This is a genomic window from Streptomyces mabaensis (assembly GCF_053763515.1).
Genome location: NZ_JBSOPZ010000048.1, coordinates 1 through 23,242, shown reverse-complemented (window position 1 = coordinate 23,242; position 23,242 = coordinate 1). Strand labels below are relative to the sequence as shown.

18 protein-coding genes and 1 tRNA gene are annotated in these 23,242 nt (G+C 70.5%); 14 read left to right on the top strand and 5 right to left on the bottom strand.

The window, feature by feature from the left end:
- Positions 1–5 precede the first annotated feature (5 nt).
- The 9 genes from ACWV17_RS30585 to ACWV17_RS30545 all read left to right on the top strand — a co-directional run bounded on the left by ACWV17_RS30585 (position 6) and on the right by ACWV17_RS30545 (position 9,760).
- On the top strand, positions 6–908 hold the full coding sequence (locus ACWV17_RS30585) for a hypothetical protein (RefSeq protein WP_455362226.1): 903 nt from the start codon (positions 6–8) through the stop codon (positions 906–908).
- A 19-nt stretch (positions 909–927) separates the two neighbouring features.
- Positions 928–1,701: a GntR family transcriptional regulator gene (locus tag ACWV17_RS30580; RefSeq protein WP_455362225.1), complete on the top strand. Its 774-nt coding sequence runs from the start codon at positions 928–930 to the stop codon at positions 1,699–1,701.
- 139 nt (positions 1,702–1,840) lie between these two features.
- A complete protein-coding gene (locus tag ACWV17_RS30575; RefSeq protein ID WP_455362224.1) occupies positions 1,841–2,962 on the top strand; it encodes a TIGR03364 family FAD-dependent oxidoreductase in 1,122 nt (373 codons plus the stop codon).
- 44 nt (positions 2,963–3,006) lie between these two features.
- Entirely contained in the window at positions 3,007–3,720 is a 714-nt protein-coding gene (locus tag ACWV17_RS30570; RefSeq protein WP_455362245.1) for a phosphonatase-like hydrolase, read from the top strand.
- A complete protein-coding gene (locus tag ACWV17_RS30565) occupies positions 3,717–4,799 on the top strand; it encodes an ABC transporter ATP-binding protein (protein ID WP_455362223.1) in 1,083 nt (360 codons plus the stop codon). Before ACWV17_RS30570 ends, ACWV17_RS30565 begins: the two co-directional genes overlap by 4 nt.
- Positions 4,800–5,367: 568 nt before the next feature.
- Complete coding sequence (locus ACWV17_RS30560) at positions 5,368–6,183, top strand: 2-aminoethylphosphonate ABC transporter permease subunit (protein WP_455362222.1); 816 nt, start codon at positions 5,368–5,370, stop codon at positions 6,181–6,183.
- A complete protein-coding gene (locus ACWV17_RS30555) occupies positions 6,170–6,967 on the top strand; it encodes an ABC transporter permease (protein ID WP_455362221.1) in 798 nt (265 codons plus the stop codon). The genes ACWV17_RS30560 and ACWV17_RS30555 overlap by 14 nt, the downstream gene beginning before the upstream one ends.
- 27 nt (positions 6,968–6,994) lie before the next feature.
- Positions 6,995–8,053 carry a 2-aminoethylphosphonate ABC transporter substrate-binding protein gene (locus tag ACWV17_RS30550; protein ID WP_455362220.1) on the top strand — a complete coding sequence of 353 codons (1,059 nt, stop codon included), beginning with the start codon at positions 6,995–6,997 and terminating at the stop codon, positions 8,051–8,053.
- Positions 8,054–8,206: 153 nt separating this feature from the next.
- The gene (locus ACWV17_RS30545) at positions 8,207–9,760 is read left to right on the top strand and encodes an alkaline phosphatase family protein (protein WP_455362244.1); all 1,554 of its coding nucleotides are present in this window, start codon (positions 8,207–8,209) and stop codon (positions 9,758–9,760) included.
- Positions 9,761–9,827: 67 nt separating this feature from the next.
- On the opposite strand, the gene ACWV17_RS30540 is transcribed toward ACWV17_RS30545, so the two are convergent.
- Entirely contained in the window at positions 9,828–10,607 is a 780-nt protein-coding gene (locus tag ACWV17_RS30540) for an HAD-IIA family hydrolase (RefSeq protein ID WP_455362219.1), read from the bottom strand.
- Positions 10,608–10,872: 265 nt separating this feature from the next.
- Positions 10,873–12,420, bottom strand: coding sequence for a recombinase family protein (locus ACWV17_RS30535; protein WP_455362218.1), 1,548 nt, complete (start codon positions 12,418–12,420; stop codon positions 10,873–10,875).
- Positions 12,421–12,774: 354 nt separating this feature from the next.
- Here ACWV17_RS30535 and ACWV17_RS30530 point away from each other — a divergent pair, with 354 nt between their 5' ends.
- From ACWV17_RS30530 to ACWV17_RS30520, 3 genes are all read left to right on the top strand, one after another.
- Positions 12,775–13,440: a hypothetical protein gene (locus tag ACWV17_RS30530; protein ID WP_455362217.1), complete on the top strand. Its 666-nt coding sequence runs from the start codon at positions 12,775–12,777 to the stop codon at positions 13,438–13,440.
- 1 nt (position 13,441) lies between these two features.
- Complete coding sequence (locus ACWV17_RS30525) at positions 13,442–14,104, top strand: class F sortase (RefSeq protein WP_455353576.1); 663 nt, start codon at positions 13,442–13,444, stop codon at positions 14,102–14,104.
- Between the two features lie 123 nt (positions 14,105–14,227).
- Complete coding sequence (locus ACWV17_RS30520) at positions 14,228–15,238, top strand: glycoside hydrolase family 6 protein (RefSeq protein WP_455362216.1); 1,011 nt, start codon at positions 14,228–14,230, stop codon at positions 15,236–15,238.
- A gap of 66 nt (positions 15,239–15,304) precedes the next feature.
- On the opposite strand, the gene ACWV17_RS30515 is transcribed toward ACWV17_RS30520, so the two are convergent.
- The 3 genes from ACWV17_RS30515 to ACWV17_RS30505 all read right to left on the bottom strand — a co-directional run bounded on the left by ACWV17_RS30515 (position 15,305) and on the right by ACWV17_RS30505 (position 19,585).
- A complete protein-coding gene (locus ACWV17_RS30515) occupies positions 15,305–17,239 on the bottom strand; it encodes a galactose oxidase-like domain-containing protein (RefSeq protein WP_455353578.1) in 1,935 nt (644 codons plus the stop codon).
- On the bottom strand, positions 17,236–19,146 hold the full coding sequence (locus ACWV17_RS30510; protein ID WP_455353579.1) for a glycosyltransferase family 2 protein: 1,911 nt from the start codon (positions 19,144–19,146) through the stop codon (positions 17,236–17,238). Before ACWV17_RS30510 ends, ACWV17_RS30515 begins: the two co-directional genes overlap by 4 nt.
- 365 nt (positions 19,147–19,511) lie before the next feature.
- Positions 19,512–19,585, bottom strand: a tRNA-Lys gene (locus tag ACWV17_RS30505).
- A 199-nt stretch (positions 19,586–19,784) separates the two neighbouring features.
- Between ACWV17_RS30505 and ACWV17_RS30500 the strand changes: the two genes are divergently transcribed.
- Positions 19,785–21,353, top strand: a complete 1,569-nt coding sequence (locus ACWV17_RS30500; RefSeq protein ID WP_455362243.1) for a peptidoglycan-binding protein — start codon at positions 19,785–19,787, stop codon at positions 21,351–21,353.
- Between the two features lie 11 nt (positions 21,354–21,364).
- A complete protein-coding gene (locus tag ACWV17_RS30495; RefSeq protein ID WP_455362215.1) occupies positions 21,365–23,170 on the top strand; it encodes an SPFH domain-containing protein in 1,806 nt (601 codons plus the stop codon).
- Positions 23,171–23,242: the final 72 nt, after the last annotated feature.

Sequence of the window (23,242 nt, the reverse complement as noted above, 5' to 3'; positions counted from 1 at the left end):
CGGCCGTGATCGCGCCCGTAGCTGCCGCGCCCGCGGTGGCGGCATCGGCCGGCGTCGCATCAGGTGACGTCGCCTCGGCAGCCGTTGCCTCGGCAGCGGTCGTCCCGGCCGCACTCGCTCCCGCTCCCGGCCCCGCTCCCGCCCCCAGCCGGCCGCCCGCCTGTGGGGATCCCCGGAGCCGCGAGTTTCCCCTCCGCACGGCGATCCGCGGCGGGCCGGACACGTACGCGCCCGGCGGCGGCTTCCAGACCTGGGAGCTGGAGCTGAGCAACGCCACCCGGGAGGAATGCCGCGGTATCCACCCCGTCGTCGTCCTCACCGACCGCGACCGGGTGCTGAGGGCCGCTCACGTCCAGATGGAGTTCTTCGACGCGGAGGCCGGCCGTCGGCGGTCCGCGACCGTGGAGGAGACCGACCACGACGAGACCATCGGCGTGTTCGAGGGCGAGGCGGACTTCCCCGGCTTCACCGTCGCGCCCGGCACGACCCTCACCGTCGAGGTCCGGCTCGCCTTCACCGCCGAGGCGCAGCCCAACGAGGTCGTGGCCGAAGCAGCCGCCGTCCAGCGCCAGGGGGACGACGGCGAGTGGGTCGGCGACTCCCGCGACTACCGCTTCACCATCGCCGCGGACAGCGGCGGCAAGGAGTCCGCCGGCCCGCCGGTCGACGAGTCCGAGGACGAGTCCACCGACGAGTCCGCCGACGCGTACGCGGGCAGCTCCGGGGACGACTTCGGTGACGGCTTCGGTGACGACGTCGGCGATGAGCTCGCGCGTACGGGGACGGATGCCGGTACGGCCCCGGGTGCAAACCTGGACCGGCTGCGCGGACTTGGCCTGGCCGCCGGCGGGCTGGTGCTCGGCGGCGTGGCCCTCGTGGTGGGGTCCCGGCGGCTGCGCAGGCGCTGACCGGCCGTACAGTCCATGCGTGGACTACCCGAACGGCCAGATCCCTGGCGCCCCCGTCCGGTCCGGTATTCCGGAGCACGGCCGCATCCCCAAGTACTACGCGGTGAAGGCCCGGATCGCCGTCCTGCTCGACGAGCTGGGCGAGGGCGGGCTGCTGCCGACCGAGCGCGATCTCGCGGAGCGGTACGAGGTCGCGCGCGAGACCGTCCGCCAGGCCCTGCGCGAACTCCTGCTGGAGGGGCGGCTGCGCCGCCACGGGCGCGGCACGGTCGTCGCGGGACCCAAGCTGGAGCAGCCGCTGTCGCTGGCCAGCTACACCGAGGGCGTACGCCGGCAGGGCCGCCGCCCCGGCCGTAACCTGATCAGCCTCGAACGCTTCCCGTGCCCGGCCGCGCTCGCGCCCGACATCGGGGCCGCGCCGGGCGAGCCGGTCTGGCACATGGAGCGGGTGCTGCTCGCGGACGACGAGCGGGTCGGGCTGGAGAGTACGTACGTCTCGGTGGCCCGCGTGCCGCGCCTGGACAGCGAGTTCGAGCCGGACTCCTCCTTCTACGCCTACCTCCACGACCGGCTCGGCATCGGTTTCGGCGACGCGGACGAGCGGCTGGAGACGGTGCTCGCGACGCCGCGCGAGGCGCTGCTGATCGGTACCCCGCCGGCCCTCCCGATGCTGCTGATCCACCGGCTGTCGCGGGACACGGCGGGCCGGCCGCTGGAGCGGGTGCGCTCGCTGTACCGGGGCGACCGCTTCAGCTTCACGACGCACCTGGGAAACCCAGGCAAACAGGGCTAAAGTGCCGCTTTCGTGCGGCTCGGCATGAGGCTTTTGGTTACGAACGCATAACGGGTCTAGGCCATCCTTGGGTGCCTGTTCACCGTGCCGTTGCCGGGCGGATCCGTCCGGGTCACTCGTCCCCACGAGCGTTGCCGCCGTGAGAGTCATAGTTGTGGGAGCCGGCGTCGTGGGAACCATGCACGCCTGGCATGCAGTGGAACGCGGCCACGAGGTCGTCCAGATCGAGCGCGAGAGCGAGGCGCGCGGCGCCTCGCTCCGCAACTTCGGCCAGGTGTGGATCAGCGGCCGCGCGGGCGGTGAGGAGCTGGAGACCGCACTGCGCGCCCGCGAGCTGTGGGAGGCGATCGGGTCCGAGGTCCCGGAGCTCGGCTTCCGGGCCAACGGCTCGCTGACCGTCGTACGCAACGCCCGCGAGCTGGCCGTCGCCGAGGCCGCGGTGAACCGCCCCGACGCCGCCGCCCGCGGCTACAAGCTGGTCACCGCGGACGAGGCACGCCAGATCAACCCCGCCCTGCGGGGGGAGTTCGACGGCGCCCTGTGGTGCGAGCGCGACGCCGCCGTCGAGCCGCGCACCGCGCAGCTCGCCCTCAGGGCGAAGCTCCTCGCCTCCGGCCGCTACACCTTCCTCGGCGGGCGCGAGGTCCGCGAGGTGATCGGCGAGCGCGCGGTCCGGGACGACCACGGCGCCGTACACAGCGGTGACGCCGTCGTCCTCTGTACGGGCGCGTGGCTCGGCGGTCTCGTCCGCGAGCTCGTCCCCGGCCTGCCGGTGCGTCGCGTGCGGCTGCAGATGATGCAGACCGAGCCGCTCGGGGAGCCGCTGACGACATCCGTCGCCGACGCCGACAGCTTCCGCTACTACCCGGCGTACGCGAGCGAGGCCCTCGACGCGCTCAGCGCCGGCCAGCCGCAGGCGCCGACCGCCGCCGAACACAAGATGCAGCTCCTCATGGTGCAGCGGAAGGACGGCGGGCTGACCATCGGCGACACCCACGAGTACGACCACCCCTTCGCCTTCGACGTCCTGGAGGAGCCGTACGAGCACCTGGCCGGGGTCGTCGAGTCCTTCCTGGGCCGGCCGCTGCCGAAGATCCGCCGCCGCTGGGCGGGGGTGTACGCGCAGTGCACCGACAGGAGCCGTGTCGTGCACCGGCAGCAGGTGCGCGAGGGCGTGTGGCTCGTCACCGGGCCCGGCGGGCGCGGCATGACGTGCTCGCCCGCGATTGCCGAGAAGACCGCCGACGAACTGGGCTGGTGAGTGACATGACGACCGATACCACGACGACCGATATGACGACCGATATGACGACGACCGATATGACGACCGATTCGAGCACGATCAAGCTGGTCGTGCTGGACATGGCCGGGACCACCGTCGCCGACGGCGGCCTCGTCGAACAGGCCTTCTCCCGCGCTGCCGAGGGGCTGGGCGTCGAGCCCGGCTCTCCGGACCACGCGGAGAAGCTCGCGTACGTCCGCGCCACCATGGGCGAGTCGAAGATCACCGTCTTCCGGGCGCTCTTCGGCGAGGAAGAGACGGCGCAGACCGCCAACAAGGCCTTCGAGCAGGCGTACGCCGAGCTGGTCGACGGCGGGCAGTGCGCGCCCCTCCCCGGAGCGGCCGAGGCGATCGCGTCCCTGCGCGCCGCGGGCCGTACCGTCGTCCTGACCACCGGCTTCGCCCGGACCACCCAGGACGCCATCCTGGACGCCCTCGGCTGGCAGGACCTGGCGGACCTCACGCTCTGCCCGGCCGACGCGGGCCGCGGCCGGCCCTACCCCGACATGGTGCTGGCGGCGCTGCTGCGTACCGGGGCCGCCGATTCCGTACGACAGATCGCCGTCGCCGGTGACACCGCGTACGACATGCTGAGCGGTGCCCGCTCCGGAGCGCGCGTCGTGGCCGGAGTCCTCACGGGAGCGCACGACGAGCCCGCCCTGCGGGGGAACGGCGCCACCCATGTCCTGGGCTCGGTCGCCGAACTGCCCGCCCTGCTCGACCAGGTACACCGATGAGCAGCGGGATCCGTTTCGAGCGGGTGACCGTGGCGTACGGGCGGGGCGCCGGGCAGAACGTCGTCCTGGACTCCCTCGACCTCACCGTCGAGCCGGGCGAGGTGATGGCACTCCTCGGACCCTCGGGTTCCGGCAAGACCACCGCGCTGCGCGCCGTCGCCGGTTTCGTCCAGCCGCTGTCCGGACGGGTCCTGATCGGTGGCCGGGACGTGACCGGCCTGCCGCCGCACCGGCGGGGGATCGGGATGGTCGTCCAGCAGTATGCGCTGTTCCCGCACATGCGGGTCGAGGAGAACGTGGCCTTCGGCCTCCGGGCGCAGAAGGTACCCAAGGGCGAGATCCCGGGGCGGGTCGCCGAGGCGCTGGAGATGACCGGCATGGCCGCGTATGCCAAGCGCCATCCGCGCGAGCTGTCCGGCGGTCAGCAGCAGCGTGTCGCCATCGCGCGGGCGCTGGCGATCCGTCCCGGCGTACTGCTCCTCGACGAGCCGCTGTCGGCGCTCGACGCGCAGCTGCGGTCGGGCATGCTGGCCGAACTCGCCCGGCTGCACCGGGAACTGCCCGACGTCTCGATCCTTTACGTCACGCACGACCAGGTCGAGGCGCTGACCCTCGCCGACCGCATCGCGGTCATGGACAGGGCGCGGCTGCGGGACTGCGGGACGCCGCAGGAGCTCTACCGGCGGCCGCGCAGCGAGTTCACCGCGGCCTTCGTCGGCAACGCGAATCTGTTGCCGGTTCAGGTCGCCGCCGCCGGCAGCGGTGTCCGCTTCGCCGGCCAGGACCTGAAGGTGGCCACCGACCAGGCGACGGCCGGGGCGACGGCCACGCTGTGCGTACGTCCCCACCTCGTCGGGCTCGGCGAGGGGCCCAACCCGCTGCGCGGCACGGTCGCCGAGGTGCAGTGGCGGGGGTCCACGCACCGGTTGTACGTCGATGTGGCCGGCCACCGCGTGAAGGCGGACCTCCGCGAGCTGCGGCGGACCCCGGCGCTCGGCGAGGAGGTCACGCTGCACTTCGCAGCGGAGGACGCGGTGCTGCTGCCTGCGGGGGCGGGGGCGGGGGTGTCCGATGGCTAGCGCGATGTCGCCCGCCGCGGGCGGTGGTGGGCTGCGCCCGGCCTCCGGCCGGGCTGGGGTTCCCACCCGCACCACCCGTGCGGCCCGTGGTTCGGGTGCGGGTCCCCTGGTGGGGGGCACTTCGCCGTCGGCGCCCACCCCGGCCGGTGGGGGCCGGCCGGCGCCTGCGGGCGGGGGTGGGTCGGGTGCGGGTCCCCTGGTGGGGGGCACTTCGCCGTCGGCGCCCACCCCGGCCGGTGGAAGCCGGGCCGCGGCCGCGGGTGGTGGTGGGGTGCGCCCGGCCTCCGGCCGGGCCCTGGGGGAGGGGCACTCGCCTCCGGCGCCCGCCCCGGCCGGCTGCGACCGACCGGCGGCTGCGCCGCCGATGCCCGGCCCGGCGTCCGAGTCCCGCCCCGCGGCCTCGCCTCCGGCGGCCGGCCAGGCAGGTGGAGACCGCTCTGCGGTTGCGCCTCCGACGGCTGGCCAGGGCGACGGAGACCGCTCCGCGGTCTCGCCTCCGGCGTCATGCCCGGGTGACCCCGGGCGGACCGGGCGCAAGGGGGCCGGGGCCGGCACCGGGCCGCGGGCCGTGCCTGGTTGGGTGTGGGCTCTGCCTCCCGTCGGCTTTCTCGCGCTGGTGTTTCTCTATCCCCTCGGCCTCGTCGTCCGGCAGTCCGTCTCGCCCGACGAGGGCGGGCTCTCCTTCGCGCCCTACGCCGAGGTCTTCGCGTCCGAGGCGTTCCGGGACGCGCTCAGTACCACCGTGTGGCTGGCCGTCGGATCGACCGTCGGGTGTCTCGTCCTCGGGTTCGCGCTGGCCCTCGTCATCGCCTTCGTACCGTTTCCCGGCGGCAGGGCCGTCTCGAAGTTCATCGACGTCTTCCTCTCCTTCCCCTCCTTCCTCATCACGCTCGCGCTGCTGTTCATCTACGGCACGGTCGGGATGGCGAACGGTGTGTGGACCGGTCTCACCGGCGCCGCCGACGGCCCGTTCCACTTCCTGACCACACCGTGGGGCGTACTCCTCGCCGAGATCACCTACTTCACGCCGTTCGTGATGCGGCCGCTGCTCGCCGCGTTCTCCCAGATCGAGACCGCGCAGCTCGAAGTCGCCTCCTCGCTCGGCGCGAAGCCGGCCCGCATCGTCCGGCGCGTGATCCTCCCCGAGGCGCTGCCCGCCCTCGCGGCCGGCGGCAGTCTCGTCCTCGTGATGTGCCTGAACGAGTTCGGGATCGTCCTCTTCACCGGCGCCAAGGGCGTCACAACCCTGCCGATGCTCGTGTACAGCAAGGCGATCCTCGAATCCGACTATCCCGCCGCCTGCGTCGTCGCCGTCGTCAACATCGCGATCTCCGTGGGCCTCTACAGCCTCTACCGGGTGGTGAGCCGTCGTGCTGGTGCATAGCCGCAAGGGCAGGTGGGCCACCTGGGCCCTCTTCTTCGTCCTCTTCCTGCCGCTGTTCGCGCTGCCCCTCCTCGTCGTCGTCGCCGCGTCCTTCGCGACGCACTGGTCCGGCGCCTTCCCGTCCGGCCCGACCACCGCGCACTACGGATCGGCCGTACGCGGGGAGTCCCTGCAGGCCCTGACGACCAGTCTGGTCACCGCCGTGACCGCGAGCCTGCTCGCGCTGACCGTCGGCACCTGGGCCGCCCTCGCCGGGGCAGCGCTCAAGCAGCGCGGGAAGCGCGTCCTGGACGCGCTGTTCATGCTCCCGGTCGCCGTCCCCTCCGTCGTCGTCGGCCTCGCGGTCCTCGTCGCCTTCAGCCAACCGCCGGTGCTGCTCAACGGCACCCGCTGGATCGTGATCCTGGCCCACACCGTGCTGGTCACCGCCTTCGCCCACCAGTCGGTCGCGGCCGCGATCGTCCGCCTCGACCCGGCGTACGAGCAGGCGGCGGCCAGTCTGGGCGCCCGGCCCGCGTACGTCCTGTGGCGCGTGAAACTCCCGCTCCTGCTGCCGTCCCTCAACGCGGCCGCCGGGCTCTGCTTCGCCCTCTCCATGGGCGAACTGAGCGCCACGATGATGCTCTATCCGCCGGACTGGACGCCTCTGCCGGTCCAGATCTTCACGGCCACCGACCGCGGCTCGCTCTTCACCGGTTCCGCCGTCGCCGTCGTGCTGATGGGCACGACGCTGCTGGTCCTGCTCGCCGTCTCCCGAATCCGCACCAAAGCCTCTTTCCGCTGATCACACCGCCCAGGAGAGCTCGACGTCATGTCTTCCCTCATCAAGCCGATCACTGCCGTCACCGGCAGCCTCGCCCTCGCCGCCACGCTCACCGCCTGCGGCGGCACCTCCACCGCCTCCGACGAGAAGGTCGTCACCGTCTACAGCGCCGACGGCCTCAAGGGCGAGAACGGCGACGGCTGGTACGACCAGATCTTCAAGGACTTCGAGAAGAAGACCGGCATCAAGGTCAAGTACGTGGAGGGCGGCTCCGGCGAAATGGTGCAGCGCGCCGTCCGCGAGAGGGCCAACACCCAGGCCGACGTCCTCGTCACGCTGCCGCCGTTCATCCAGCAGGCCGACAGCAGGGGACTGCTCCAGGCGTACCGGCCCCAGGGCGCCGACCAGGTCAACGGCGGCGACAAGGCCGCGGACGGCAAGTGGACCTCGGTCGTGAACAACTACTTCGGCTTCATCCACAACAAGAAGGAGCTGAAGCAGGCCCCCCGGACATGGGAGGAGCTCCTCGACGGCCGGTACAAGGACAAGCTCCAGTACTCCACGCCCGGCGTCGCCGGCGACGGCACCGCGGTCGTCATCAAGGCGATGCACGACTTCGGCGGCAAGGAGCCGGCGATGGAGTACCTGAAGAAGCTCCAGGCCAACAACGTCGGCCCGTCCTCCTCCACCAGCAAGCTCGCGCCCAAGGTCGACAAGGGCGAGATCCTGGTCGCCAACGGCGATGTCCAGATGAACTACGCCCAGTCCAAGTCCATGCCGAACCTGGGCATCTGGTTCCCGGCCAAGGAAGGCGGCAAGCCCACCACCTTCGCGCTGCCGTACGCGGCCGGCCTCGTCAACAAGGCTCCGCACAGCGAGAACGGCAAGAAGCTCCTCGACTTCATGCTCAGCGAGGCGGCCCAGAAGCAGGTCAGCGAGATCGGCGGCGGATTCCCGGCCCGTACGGACGTCAGGCCCACCGACGCCAACGCCATCGAACTCACCAAGCTGATCAGCGGTGTTGAGATCTTCGAGCCCGACTGGGCCGACATCGAGAAGAACCTCCCCGCCTACGTCGACGCTTGGAAGACGGCCACCGGCAGCTGACCGTCCATCCCGCGGTAACCGGAGCCGTCCAGGCTCTGGACAGAGTTGGACAGTGACGCGAAGGTAACGGGTCTGGTCCAGAGTCGAGTTCGGCTCGGGACCGGACCCTCCGTTCTGCCCCCACGATGCATGGAGGAATACGTGCAGTCAGTCATGCCCGGACGCGCCCGTCGTACGCTCGCGGTGGCGGCCACCGCCGCCGCGCTGCTCGGCGCCACGGTCCACGCCCAGGCCGCGCCTGCCGCGCCGGCGCCTGCCGAGCCGGCGCCTGCCGCCCCCGCCGCTACCGCCGCGAGCACCGACAAGGTCCTGGTCATCGGCCTCGACGGGGCCAACCTGGACCGGATCAAGGCCGCCGACGCCCCGAACCTCAAGGGCCTGATGGCGCAGGGCCTCACCGCCCAGAGCACCCTCTACGCACAGCCGATGGCCGCCACCTCGTCCGGGCCCGGCTGGTCGACCATCGCCACAGGCGTCTGGCCCGACAAGCACGGGGTGAAGGACAACTCCTTCACCGGCAAGCAGTTCGGCACCCACCCGGACTTCCTGACCCGGATCGAGAACGCCAACCCGGCGCTCAACACCTACGCGGCCGCCGACTGGGAGCCCATCACCTCCTCGGACAAGGGCGGCCCGATCTTCTCCGCCGCGATCGACAAGCGGCTGAGCCTCAAGGGCGACGCCAACGGCTACGACGTCGAAGACCCGAAGATCGCCGCCGCGGCCGCCGACGAGCTGCGGAACCGGAACCCCGACGCGGCCTTCGTCTACTTCGGTGAGATCGACATCGCCGGGCACAGCCACGGCGCCGCCAGCCGGCAGTACCTCGACGCGATCGCCCGCAGCGACAAGCACGTGGGCACCGTGCTGAACGCGGTCACCTCCCGGCCGACGTACGCCCAGGAGAACTGGAAGATCCTGGTCACCACCGACCACGGGCACACCGACGCGGGCGGCCACGGCGGCTCCTCCATCAAGGAACGCGGCACCTTCGTCATCGCCAAGGGCGCCGGCGTCCCGGCCGGCTCGGTCCGTCACGACGTACGGCTCGTCGACGTCGCCGCCACCGCCCTCAAGCAGGTCGGCGTGTCCACCGGCGGCATCGACGGCACTCCGCTCGATGCCCCGGACAACGACGCCTTCGACACCGTCCGGCCGAGCCTCCAGGCACGCGTCGACGAGACCGGCATCGCGTCCGGCGTCAAGGGCTTCACGCACACCGCGCCCGCCGGCTGGTCCGTCGACAACTCGAAGATGGGCACCGGCGGCGTCACCGAGTGGCGCGGCTGGGCCTTCGCGACCGACGAGTTCTGGAGCCAGTCGCAGCGCGACCAGTGGCGCGAACTGAACGTCCGCTCCCGTGACGTCTTCGCCGTCGCCGACTCCGACGAGTGGGCCGACAAGAGCTTCACCGGTACGTACGACTCCACCCTCGTCAGCCCGAAGTGGGCGGTCACCGGCGGTACGCCGAGGACGCTGCGCTTCCAGACGCACTACCGGCAGGAGGCCGGCCAGAAGGCCGAGGTGCTCGTCTCGTACAACGGGGGAACCCCGGCCGTGGTGAAGAGCTACACGGCCGACGCCGTCGCCAAGTGGGAGTCGGTCCCGCTCCAGATCCCGGCCGGCGCCACCGACGTCCAGGTCCGCTTCCGCTACAGCGGCAGCAACAACTGGTACTGGACGCTCGACAACGTCTGGCTCGCCTGATCACAGCCGAGGCGGTGTCCGGGCCGTGGACGGCAGAGCCGCCCACGGCCCGCCCCGGCTACCCTGTTCACACCAGGTCGACGAGGTCTGCGATCGAGTCCACGACCTCAGTCGGACGGTACGGATACCGCTCGATGTCACTCGTCGTTGTCAGGCCGGTCAGCACGAGGAACGTCTGCATGCCGGCCTCCAGACCCGCGAGCACGTCCGTGTCCATACGGTCGCCGATCATGGCGGAGTTCTCGGAGTGTGCCCCGATGACATTCAGCCCGGTCCGCATCATCAGAGGGTTCGGCTTGCCGACGAAGTATGGCTCCTTCCCCGTCGCCTTCGTGATCAGCGCAGCGACAGAGCCGGTCGCCGGAAGAGCGCCCTGAGGGGACGGGCCAGTATTGTCCGGGTTGGTAGCAATGAACCGGGCACCGTTATCGATCAGCCGGATTGCCTTCGTCAGCGCCTCGAAGGAGTAAGTCCGCGTCTCACCCAAGATCACGAATTCGGGCTCGTGATCCGTCATCACGTAGCCCACATCGTGCAGCGCCGTAGTCAGGCCGGCCTCACCGATTACGTAGGCGGTGCCCCCAGGGTGCTGACTGTCCAGAAACTTGGCCGTCGCCAGAGCCGAGGTCCAGAGGTTCTCCACCGGAACTTCGAGACCGATCCGGTTCAGGCGGGCGTGAAGATCACGCGCGGTGTAGATCGAGTTGTTCGTCAGGACGAGGAACGGCTTGCCTGACTCACGGAGCTTCTTGATGAACGCGTCCGCGCCGGGGATGGGCACACCCTCGTGCATCAGTACCCCGTCCATGTCGGTGAGCCACGAATCGATGGGCTTGCGAGCTGTCATGGGTGCGGGCTCCTGCCGTGCGCGGACATCGGATGACCATGCTATTCACTCATCGCTATCAGGGCCCATACGTCTCGGACCCCGGACGCAGAAACAGGACCGCCGGGTCTGCCCTGAAGGCGCGCCTGTTGGGTCAAGCCCGTCGTCCACGACGTGCGAGCTGGCAGGACTGCCAGGGCTCGACGCTCCACATAACGCCTGCGCCCTGCGAGGGCTGCACGAAGTTGACCTGCCTTCTGGCCGGGGCGGTCTTGTTGTGCACGGACTACTTCCACACGATCTCGATCAGTTCCGGGCGGAACACCCCTTGCTGTGCACGGCCCTTGCCCGCACCGCTGATGACTACGGACTCGATGCTCTTCTGGATCTCCTGCCGCTTCATGTCCACGGTGTAGCCCTTCCACTCGCGGACGATGCGGGCGGCGGCGGAGCCTGCCCGGACAGGGGAGGCGGTCAGCGTGGAGACCTTCTCCTTGGTCTCCTTCTCCTTGTCCTCCAGGCGGCGGATCTCGCGGGCGAACTCTGCGAGCGACAGCAGGTCGTCCGCCCGGAGCTGGCGGGCCTCGGCCTTGTCCGCCTCGATCTGCTTCAGCGTCTCCTTCGCCTTCGTCAGCCCGGGTTCCTCTTCCTCAGCAGGCTGCACGTTCCGTGCCTGCTTCTTCAGGTTGTCGAGAAGGATCTTCTCGACGTACTCCTCGACCGGGGGGCCGCTGCGGGAGAGCTTGCCGCACCCGCCATCAGCCACGCGGCAGTAGTAGTAATACCCGTGCTTCTCGTAGCTGGTGGTGCCTCGCTGGTAGACGCCGGAAGACAGGCCGCTGCCGCATTTGGCGCAGCGAGCAATACCGGTGAGGAGACGCCTTGTGACCGTGCTCCCCTTCTGACGGCCTGTACCGCTCTTCGACCGTGAGTCGAGCACGTCAACCAGCTCTCGCCACTCCTCGGGCGTGAAGATCCTGTCCCATTTCCCGACGATGGGCGTCCCATCCGTCCGCTCGACGAGGTATTCGACAGGGTCCACGCGGCCGGACCGTTCGCGTACTTCCTGCGGAATGTAGGCGCGGTACCCGCAGAGCCGCGGGTTCCTGAGCACGTACCGGACGCTGCTGTAGCCGATGGTCTTGCCCTCGGGAGTTTGCGGGCTGCGGACCCTCATCTCCGCCCACTCCTTGTGGACGGTGGAAATCTTCTTGCCGTTGAGGATTTCCTTGCGGGCCTTCCTGAGAAGCTCTGCTTCCTCCTCATTGACATGTTCTGCGTCTATCCACCCGAAGGCCCGCTGCCCCTTGTGCGGCTTTCCGTCGGTGGCCTCGGCGTACTTCTGTCGAGCGACTCGGCGGGCGGCGTCTGCCGAGAACTTGTTCGCGATGGTCACGTAAATACGGGCCTGGAAGCGACCGTCCCCGGTGGTCAGGTCGTAATCACCTGTGGTGGTGGCGAAGACCATAGGCCGGCGGGCCTCCTCGTAAATGTCGATGAGGCGTTCGAGGTCTCGTGGCTGGCGGGCGATCCTGTCGATGTTGTAGGCGAGGATGCCGCTGATCACGCCGTGCTGGAGGTCGAGGATCATCTCCTCGAAGTCCTTGCGCTTCACGCGGCGCTTGTAGGCCGAGGTGTCGTTGTCCTCGTAGATGCGGTGCACATTGCAGCGCTTGTGCTTGGCGAGGTCGTAGACGTCCTCGCGTTGGCGGAGGACCCCCTCTCGGCCATCGCGTCCGTCGCCCATCTGCCCGATGTCCGAGATTCGGGCGTAACCACCGACCGTGTGCATATCTGTCCCCCCGCCAGTGCTGCTGCCTTCAAGATCGTCCATAGTATACGTTTTATGTGTGCTGGGTGGGGCCGTACCTACAGCTTTGACCCGTACCTGCAGCTTCGACTACCTACAGCTTCGAGGCCCCCACCAAGGCCATCCGGTTGCCGCCGACGTCGACAAGTACCCCTTCCGGCCGTCGCAGACGGTGGACTCGATCGCGGACCTGCTCGACCGCGTCTGAGACCGCGTCCCGGGACCGCGTCCCGAGACCGCGTCCCCGAGACCGTCTGTCCCAGACCCGCCCGTGGGCCGTCCCGGCCCGATCCGCAGCCCGTACGGATCAGTGACCGGCCCGTCCGGGTGCGAAAACGCGCGTGACACGTGAGTCTTCTGTTATCAGGAGGTTTCACCATGCGCTCAACTCTGCTCACATTCCGTGCTGCGAGTGCGGCCGTCGTACTGCTGTGCCTGCCGGCCACCGACGCGTACGCCGATGAGGAGAAGCGCGCCACGCTCACCGTCGTCCCGTCCACCGTCGAGCCGGGCGGGGAGATCGAGCTCCGGGTCAACGGCTGCGAGCGCAGGACCGGCACCGCCACGGCCGCGGTGTTCGTCGACGACGCCGATCTGGCGGCCGTGGGCGGCCAGGGGAGTCCGCTGTTCGGTGAGGCGATGATCAGACCGAAGGCGCAGGCCGGGTGGCACACGATCCAGGTCCACTGCGACGGCAGGGAAGACGTCGCGACGGGCCGGGTGCGGGTGGTCGAGGACGGCGGCCCGAGCCATGACACGACCGATGACCCCACCCGAGAGCCGACGCTCGAACCGACCCACAAGCAGCCCTACCGGCCGACGGTGAAGCCGACCCACACTCAGGAGCCGACGCAGCACGAGTCCCCGGTCTCCCCGGTACGGGCCGGTGGTGGCGGCACCTCACCCCAGGCCGCCCACGCGTCCCACACCGCCGCGGATGACGGGCCCGGAACCCGGCAGACCGTCGTCGGAGTCCTCCTCGCGGCAGCGGCGACCGTCGCGGTCGCGGGCCGGGCCGTGCGGCGCCGGCGCCGCAGCGACTGACATGTCCGCCGACAGCCGCCGGGCCGGCACCGGAAGGCTGATCACCGGCGTGACCTGGGCCGTGCTGCTGACCGGCCTGTGGATATGGGGCCGCGAGATCACCGACGTCCCGCCGGGCGGTACCGCCTCGGCCGCTGGCGACGGATCCGCCCTCGGCCGCCCGCTCGTCCCGCTGCCGCCGGCCCACGCGCCGCTGCCCGCGGCACGGCCCCAGCGGGTGGACATCCCGTCCCTGGGCGTCCGGGCTCCGGTCGTCCCGCGCGGCCTCGACCGGTACGGTGCGGTCGATCCGCCGCCGTACGACCAGCCCGGTACGGTCGGCTGGTACGGCGGCGGCGCGCAGCCGGGTGCCGCGGGCCCCGCGCTGTTCGTCGGCCATGTCGACACCGACTCCCGGCCGGCCGTCTTCTACCGCCTGAGCTCGGCGCGCCCCGGCGAGCGGATCCGGGTCTTCCGGGCCGACCACACGGTGGCGGAGTTCACCATCGAGGACGTCCACGTGGTCGGCCGCGAACGCTTCGACGCCCACCGGGCGTACGGGCCGCGCGAACGCGACCGCGCCGAACTGCGCCTGATCACCTGCGGCGGGACGTACGACCGGGCGACGAAGGCGTACTCCGCGAACGTCGTGGTCTCCGCGTACCTGACCGGCTCCCGCTCCTGAGGGAGCTGGCTTCCACTCCTGACGGACGGTCGGCGGCCGGGCTGTGCCAGGATGGATTCGACCGGTCTTGTCCGGGCAGGGGAGCCGGGGCGAGCCTGTGGTGGTGCACCCGAGGGGGAGTGGATGTACGGCGGTATGAAGACGGGCATGGCCGCGGTCGGGGCGGTGTTGCTGCTGGCGGGGTGTTCCTCCGGCGAGGGCGACGGCGACGGCGGCAACGACGCGAAGAAGCCGGTCGTCTCCCAGCAGCCCAAGGGCACAGACCCGTTCTGGGTCAACCCGGAGGGCAAGGCGGCCCGGCAGGTCGCCTCGTATCTCGATGACGGGGACGACAAGAACGCCGAGCTCATCCGGAAGATCGCCGAACAGCCGGTGGGCGAGTGGATCGGCGCGGACGATCCGGAGGGCGATGCGAAGGGGTACGTGGACGCGGCCGTCAAGGCCGACCGCGACGCGCTCCTGGTGCTGTACAACATTCCGCACCGGGACTGCGGCCAGTTCTCCAAGGGCGGCGCCGAGGACGGGAACGCGTACCGCGAGTGGATCGAGAAGGTGGCCAGGGGCATCGGCGACCGGGCGGCCACGGTGATCCTGGAGCCCGACGCGGTGCTGCACCTGGTCGACGGCTGTACGCCGGGCGAGTTCCACGAGGAGCGCTACGAGCTGCTCAAGGGCGCCGTCGAGAAGCTGAAGACGCTGCCGAACACCCAGGTGTACGTGGACGCGGGCAACGCCGGCTGGCAGTCCCCGGACGCGCTCTTCGAGCCGCTGAAGCGGGCGGGCATCGACAGGGCCGACGGCTTCTCGGTGAACGTCTCCAACTTCCAGACCACCCAGGCCAGTACGGACTTCGGCAAGAAGCTCTCGGCGAAGGTCGGCGACAAGCCCTTCGTCATCGATACCAGCCGCAACGGCAACGGCCCCTACACCGGCGGCGATCCCAAGGAGAACTGGTGCAACCCGCCCGGCCGGGCGCTCGGCGAGACCCCGACGACGAAGACCGGCGACCCGCTGGTGAAGGCGTACCTGTGGATCAAGCGCCCGGGTGAGTCGGACGGCGACTGCAAGGGCGGCCCGAAGGCGGGCGACTGGTGGCCGGAGTACGCGCTGGAGCTCGCCCGTAACACCAAATAGCGCATACGTGAAGGAGGGGGCGCCCCGAGCCCGGGGCGCCCCCTCCTTCACGTCATACGGCGCCGGCTACGGCACCTCCACCCAGACCGCTTCCGACGGCGTGCCCTCGGCGTCCGCGACGAAGAGCATGTACCAGCCGGACGGGACCAGGGCGCGGTTCTCCGGGACGGTCACCGAGATGCCGTCCGCGGTCTTCTCCAGCTCCAGCGCGATGGAGCGCTGGTCGACGTCCGTGACATGGGTGACGGCGCTCGGCCGCATCAGCCGCGCGGACGTGATGGCCGCGGCGTCCTTGGTCTTGAACTCGGCGGTGTCACCGCGCTCGATCTTCTTCGGGCCGTCGCCGAGCGCCGGCCGCCCGTCGCGGAACAGGTACGGCGGGGTGTAGATCTCGATGCGCTGCTCGAAGACGCCCGGCTTGGTGTTGTCCGCGTCGGCGAACAGCGAGTCGGAGCCGAAGATCATCACGCGGCCGTCCGGCAGCAGCACCGAGCCGGAGTGGTAGTTGCGGCCCACCGCAGGATCGGCGACCCTGCGGTACTCGCCCGACTTGGCGTCGTACATCCGCGCCTCCAGGATGTTCGACCCGCCGCGGCCGCGGTAGTCGCTGGAGCCGCCGGTGACGAAGACGGTGTCGTCGGGCAGCAGGGAGCCGCTCGGGTAGCGGGTGCCCTCGGTGAGCGAAGCGCCGTCCCTGAAGCGGGGGTTGTCCTCCTTGAGGTCCACCAGGCGGGTCTTCTCACTGGCCTTCTCGGACTCGCCGACCCCGCCGCCGCCGACGACCATGAACTTCTGGTCCTGGGCGGGCGGCAGCATGACGGTGAGCGAGGTCTCCATCTGGTCCGGGTCGCTCAGTCCGGGGATCTTGGTGAACTTGTTGGTCTCCACGTCCCAGATGCCCGGCTCGCGGCCCACGTCGGCGGGTCCGTAGCCCGCGTTGGAGCCGGAGTAGAAGAGCTTGCCGTTGTCCATCAGGAACAGCGCCGGGTAGGTCGGCAGCTTCAGTTCCTTCGGCAGGTACTCCCACTCCTTGGTCTCCGGGTCGTAGACCTCGTTCTTGCCGGGGACGATCTGACCGATCTCGTCGAGCCCGGAGGTGGACAGGACCTTGCCGTCCTCCAGGGTGGTCAGCGTCGGGTACCAGCGGGCTTCCTTCATCGGGTCGACGGTGATGTACTTCTCCGCCACCGGGTCGAACTCGAAGGCATCCTTGATGCCCTGGAAGTCCTTCTTGTCCAGGGCGAGCTTCTGCGCGATGCCGTAGATGTTCCGCGCGTCGTCGCCCTCGAGGCCGTGCACCCGGTAGTTGTCCTCGGTGCCGGTCTCGTACTCCTTGCCGCTTTCCTGCGCCTCGACGTAGATCCGGCCGAGGCCCGCCTCGGTCCGCAGGAACTCGCCGGTCTGCGGGTCGAAGATCTTCTTTGCGCGCTCGACGACCACCGGGTCCTTGGAGACGAACGTCTTGCCGTTCTTCTTGCCGGTGAAGACCGTGCCCGCGGGCAGCGTCTTGGGCTCGTCCGGATTCTCGTTGTGGACGATCATCAGGCCGCCGGCCTTGGTGACGTCGCCCTTGAGCTTCTCGTACCGCTTGGTGCCGCCGGCGACCAGCAGCTTGCCGTCGGGCAGTTGCGTGTGCCCGGCGCAGAACAGGTCCTTGGGTGTCGGGATGTCCTTGTAGGTGTCGGTCTCCGGGTCCCAGAGCACCGTACGGAAGCTCTTGGCGTCGAAGTTCTTCTGGTTGTTGCCCGATCCCGCGACCAGCAGCACCTTCCCGGTGTGCAGCAGCGCCGCGTGAATCGTGTTGATCTTGTACTCGGCCGGTACGTCGAGCATGTCCCAGTAGCCGTTGCTGGCCTTGTACTCGGGACGGTTGATCTTGTACTCGTGGTACTGCTCCGAGCCGAAGCGGTAGAGCGCAGGCCCGTTGAACCCCGCCAGCGCAACCACCACTGCCGCACCTATCGCTATGCGGCGGGTGCGGCGGCTTGGACGGTATTTCATTTCTTACGTCCCCCAAGGGCTATCTGCATGGTCTGGTCTGCGGCGGCGAAGGTCGGCTTCTCGGGCGAGATGTGCGGCTCGGGCTGAACGGGCGGGCGCCCCCTGCGCTTGCGCTGCTTCTTCTCCTGCCGGACGGTGTACTTCCAGGCGAAGATCGGCGCCGCCGTGATCAGCAGGGCCAGCGAGGCCCAGGTGATCATCGCGGGGTGGTCGTGCCCGAACCAGAACGAGGAGGCGAGCGATCCGCCGAAGACCATGATGAAGAAGAGGTGGATGCGGAAGGTGCCGAAGAGGGTGTCCGGGCTGGACGAGTCGCCCTTGGGCGTGACCACGAACGAGCTCTTGCGGCGCAGTACCGCGTCCATCAGGGAGCGCGCGTAGATCGGTGCGGAGAGCGCGGACATCACCATGCCGGCGAGGCCTCCGGAGCCCTCGGGCTCGTGCGGCGAGACGTTGTGGCGGCGGTTCCAGATGTAGAGGCCGATCTGGAGCGCGGAGGCGTTGCCGTACAGCATCATCCACATGGCCGGGTCGATCTGCACACCCGAGGCGCCCATGCCCAGGAACAGCGCGCAACTCAGTGCCGCGAGGATCCAGTTCAGGGCCGACATCGGGTAGAAGATGATCATCATCGTGTAGTTGAAGAGCTTCCCCGCCGGCATCGAGCCGTAGCCCCGCCAGTACTGCTTGAGGATGGTCTCGTACGTGCCCCGCGACCAGCGCAGCTGCTGCGTGAAGAAGTCCGTCCAGGCGGTCGGGCCCTCGCCGACGGCCAGCACGTCCGGGGTGTAGACCGAGCGCCACTTCCGGCCGGTCGCCGGGTTCTTGGCGCGGTGGATCTCGAAGCCCGTCGCCATGTCCTCGGTGATCGAGTCGTACAGGCCGCCGATCTGCTTGATCGCCTTGATGCGCACGGCGTTGGAGGTGCCGACGAACATGGGGGCGCCGTAGGCGTTGCCGGCCCGCTGGATCAGCGCGTGGAAGAGGAACTGCTGCGACTCGGCGGCCTTGGTGACGAACGTGTCGTAGTTGCCGTAGACCTGCGGGCCGATGACGAAGCCGATGTCCGGGTCGCGGAAGTAGCCGAGCATCCGCTCCAGGTAGTTGGGCAGCGGGATGTGGTCGGTGTCGACGGAGGCGAAGTAGTCGTAGTCGTCGCCGTGCGCGTCCAGCCAGGCGTTGTAGTTGCCGTGCTTGGTCTTCGCGCGGTGCGGGCCCTTGGCCTGGTTCCACTTCGCTATGCCCTTGCGGGAGAAGTGGTGGACGCCGAGCCGTGCGCAGACTTCCTTGACGGCGGGGTCGTCGCCCTCGTCCAGCAGCCAGACGTGCATCAGCCCGCGGTGCCGGATCTTCACGGCGGCCTCGAGCGTCTTCGTCACCATCTCCAGCGGTTCCTTGCCGGGGACGAAGGAGGTGAGGAACGCGACGCGGGTACCGGTCTCGGGCACGACGGGGATGGGGTCGCGCGCCACCAGCGTCGCGTGCGCGTTGGAGGTGACGTTCATGGTGCGGAAGAGCTCGATCAGGCCGATCGACACCAGCATGACCACGTCGAGGATCAGCAGGAGATCGTTCTGCAGGTTCGGATCGCGCTCGGTCCAGTGGGCGGGCTGGAGCAGCCAGATGAGCAGCCCGAGGGAGACCAGCGGCGCCGCGCCCAGCAGCAGCGCGGCCCGTATCCGGTGCGGCTCCTGCGAGAGCAGCGAGCGGTACTGGACCTTGTACGGCTTGGTCGGGTCGGGCTGGGTCAGGGGACCGGCCAGCCGGCTGTAGTGCTCGTAGTCGTAACGCGGCAACGCCTTCTTCTGGCGCCGCCGCGACCCACCCGCCCGGTGCGGGGGTACCCGCAACTGGGTCGTCTGGGACGGGTCGAAATTCTGCCGGGCGCCGGTCGGCGTCGACGTCATGTGTCATCCCCCCGCACGCATGCTGGTGCGTGTTCGTCGGTCCTCTGCCAGAGGTGCCGGTCCCCCTCGACCGCCTCGGGCACACTGGTGGCAAGCCACCGTCCTTACAGACATGGACGGAAGCTGTCCGGTTGCATGATGCCCGTACCGACATCTGTTCGTTTACGGGGCCCCACCCCGTACTGCGCCGCAACCGCCGAGACTCCAAGTGCTGGGATCGCCTGCCCCTTTGGAGTCATTGGAGCCATTGGCTCCAGGATAGGGTCTATGACCGCTCGGCTTGATCGCAAGGGTGGTCCGAAACCAGATCGGAACGTCTCAAACGTCGAAACCCCCCATGGTTGATGGGGGGTTTCGCCTGTCTGTGCGCCGCCAGGGACTCGAACCCCGGACCCGCTGATTAAGAGTCAGCTGCTCTAACCAACTGAGCTAGCGGCGCCTGCTGACCTGGAGAACTCTACCTGACGCAGAAGGGTGATCCGGACGGGCCACGCCGCCGATTGCCCCATTAATAATCTTTTGGTACGTCAACATGCAATATGTCCATGTTCAGAGATGGCGATTCAGACGATTCAAGGGGAGCGGACGGATATCGCATGACGAGGGCAATGGGGATGCCGATGCCGGGGCCGATGGCGATGGCGGGGCCGGTGTTCGAGGAATTCGAGCCCGCGCGTGACTGTGCTTGCGGGGGGTGCGTGCGGCAGCGAAGGGCCAGGACGCACCGGCTGCCGCTGAGGGAGGGCGGCCACCCGGCCGCGCGCGGGGCCCGCCGGGTGCTCGTGCTCGCCACGGCGGCCGGAGTCGTGCTCTGGGGCGGCGGGGTGGCGGCGGCGGTGCCTCCGGCGGGCCACGCGCCGGTCCGTGCGGACGACCCCGACCCGGACCCGGACGCCGCCCCGGCCCCGGCCCCGGACGCCGGTCAGGGCACCCCGCAGGGAGGCAAGGGCCCGCTGCACGGGCCGGCGGGCAAGCCGGCCGTCGGGAAGCCGGGCGCGCCGCCGGCGCCGAAGGTCATCGACCGGGCGACGATCATCAACCGGGCGAAGCGGTGGGTGCGCGAGAAGGTTCCGTACAGCATGACGCTGTACTGGAAGGACGGGTACCGGCAGGACTGCTCGGGTTACGTCTCGATGGTCTGGAACCTCGGCAGCAACGAGTGGACGGGCAGCCTCGACCGGTTCGCCACCAAGATCACCAAGGAGCAGCTGCGGCCGGGGGACATGCTGCTCTTCCACAACCCGGAGAACCCGACACACGGTTCGCACGTCACGGTCTTCGGCGGCTGGGCGGACGAGGCGCACACGTCCTACATCGCGTACGAGCAGAAGCGCCCGCACACGCGCAGGCTGGCCACGCCGTACGCGTACTGGGACAACGCCGACCGCTATGTGCCGTACCGGTACGACGGGGTGACCCCGGAAGCGGGGGCGCCGGAGGCCGAGCAGATCCCGGACACGCCGGGGGCGCCGGAGGCGCCGGGCAACCCGGACGCCCCGTCGGCGCCGGGGGCGTCGGACGCCCCCGATGTGCCGGGCGGGCAGGACGCCGGGAAGACCCCGGACAGGCCGGGGGCGCCGGGCGAGCCGGACGGCCCCCAGGTCCCGGAGGCCGGGGAGGACCCGGAGGTGCTGGAGCTGCCGGACGCGCCGTCCTCGGGGGGCGGGGCGAGCGGCGGTTCCCGGTACCCGGGGGCCGGGGCGTTCGGACCCGGTGCGCACAACGCGCACATCAGCCGGCTCGGCGAGATGCTCCTCGGCCGCGGCGCCGCCCGCTTCTACGGACAAGGGCCCGGACCGCGCTGGGACGAGGCGGACCGGCGCGCCACCCGGGCCTTCCAGCGGGCCCAGGGCTGGAAGGGCGCGGCCGCCGACGGGCTGCCGGACGGCCGGACTTGGCGGCTGCTGGCCCAGCAGAAGGGAAAGGACATCCCGCGCCCGGCGCGGGCCCGCGCGAGCGCTGTGCCGGCGCCGGCCTATCCGGGCAAGGGGATCTTCCGGCCGGGCAAGTCCGGCCCGGCGATCGAGCGGCTCGGCGGGCAGTTGGTGAAGAAGGGCTTCGGCAAGCACTACGCGTCGGGGCCGGGACCGCGCTGGGGCGAGGCGGACAGACGCAATGTCGAGGCGTTCCAGCGGGCCCAGGGCTGGCGCGGCGCTGCCGCGGACGGTTACCCGGGGCCTGAGACCTGGCGGCGGCTCTTCGCATGACGGAGGCAATGATGAGTACGACGTATTCGCACCCGGAGGGCACGCCGGTGGACCCGGCCGGCCCCGAGCCGGGGTCCGTTCCCGCGGAGCCGCGCACCGAGGTCGCGCGGTCGGCGGTGCTGGTGGAACCGGGCGCGCACGTGTTCCTGGTGACGCCGGTGGACCACGCACCTCCGCCGGTGCCCAGCGTTTCGCCCCCGCCGGACCGCGGCTGGCCGGTCCCCCTGACGGCTCCGCCACCGGCGCCCGAGCCGGCGGCGGAACCGGTGGAGGCGCCGGTACGGGTGACCCCGGCAGACCACCCGGACAGCCAACCGGCGGGCCCCGAGGGCCCGGAGGCCCACGGCCACGCGGTGGGCTCCGTCGGCTGGGCGGAGACCGGCAGCCCCCCGGCGGCTGCGGTACTTCCTGCGGCAGTGCCGCATGCCCCGGACCACGCGGACCCCGCGGAGCCGGTAGAGCGGCCGGGCGGGCCGGGCGTGGCGGGCGTCGACGGCCCCGTCGACGAGGCGACGCACCGCGGGTGGCCCGTGGCCCAGGCCCGCCCGGCGGAGGCGGGTGCGGACGCGGACGCGGACGCCACAGATGCCGCAGCGGAGCCGGTAGACCCCGCGCACCCCGACGGTCCCGAGCCGGGCGGACCGGGCGGGTCCGGCGGCACGGTGGACCTGGTAAAGGCCGCGGAGCCGACGAGCCCTGACGGTGCCGCGGGTTCACCGGAGGCGGCGGATTCCGCGGACGCCGGGGACGTGGACGACGCCCGCGAGGGCGAGTGCGCCGCGCCCGGGCCGGTCATCCGGAACGGGGCCACCACCGAGATCCCGGTGCATCTGCTGTTCCACGAGGGCTCGCAGGCTGTCCAGCCCACCGCCCAGCCCGCCGCCCCACCCGCGCACCGGCCCGCCACCCGTCCCGCGCCGCCCGGCGACCCCGACCTCGTCGAGCACCCCGGCCCCGCCCTGCCCGGCTGGGCCGCGCTGCTCGCCGGAACGGGCGCGCTCGCCGGGTGCGCGGCGGTGCTGTGGCGGGTGGGCGCGATGCCCGACCTGATCATGCGCGCCGCCGGACTGACGCCGTTCCCGTACCGCGGTCTCGGGCCCGCCCACTGGGCGGGGCTCGGGCTCTGCGGCGTCCTCGCTCTCCTCGCCCTCGGCGGGCTCGGCCGGGGCCGGGTCGGCCACGCCTGGGTACTCACGCTGTTCGGGCAGTACCGCGGCAGCGTCCGGCGCACCGGGCTGGTGTGGATGAGCCCGCTGTTGCAGCACCGCCGGGTCGACGTACGGCTCCGGCACTGGCGCAGCGAACCGATGCCCGCCGTCGACGCGAACGGGGTCGCGCTGCGGGTGGTCGTCCTCGTGGTGTGGCAGATCAAGGACACCGTGCGGGCGGCGCTCGCCGTCGCGGACCACGAGGCGTATCTGCGGGACCAGGTCGAAGCGGCGATGGCGCGGGTGCTCTCGCAGCTGCCGGCCGACGCCTTCCACGAGGAGGCGCCGTCGCTGCGCAACGCGGAGGCGGTGGGTGACGCGCTCACCCAACTGCTGTCGGTGGAGGCGGAGCCCATCGGTATCGAGGTGTTCTCGGCCCAGCCGACCCGTATCGAGTACGCCCCCGAGGTCGCGGCCGCGATGCAGCGGCGGCGGGTGGAGCTGCTCGACGCCAAGCACCGGGACAGCGTGCTCACTTCGGTGGTGGACGCGGTGGACGACACGGTGAACCGGCTGACCGCACGCGGCCTGGTCGATCTCGACGACTACGAACGCAAGGCGCTGGTCCGCGACCTGACCGTGGCCTTCTACACGGGGAAGGTCGGCTAGGTGTTCTGTCCTGGGAGGTTGTGGACGGGTGAGCCAGGTCTCGGCTGAGGGATCTTGAACAGGTGAGGGCCT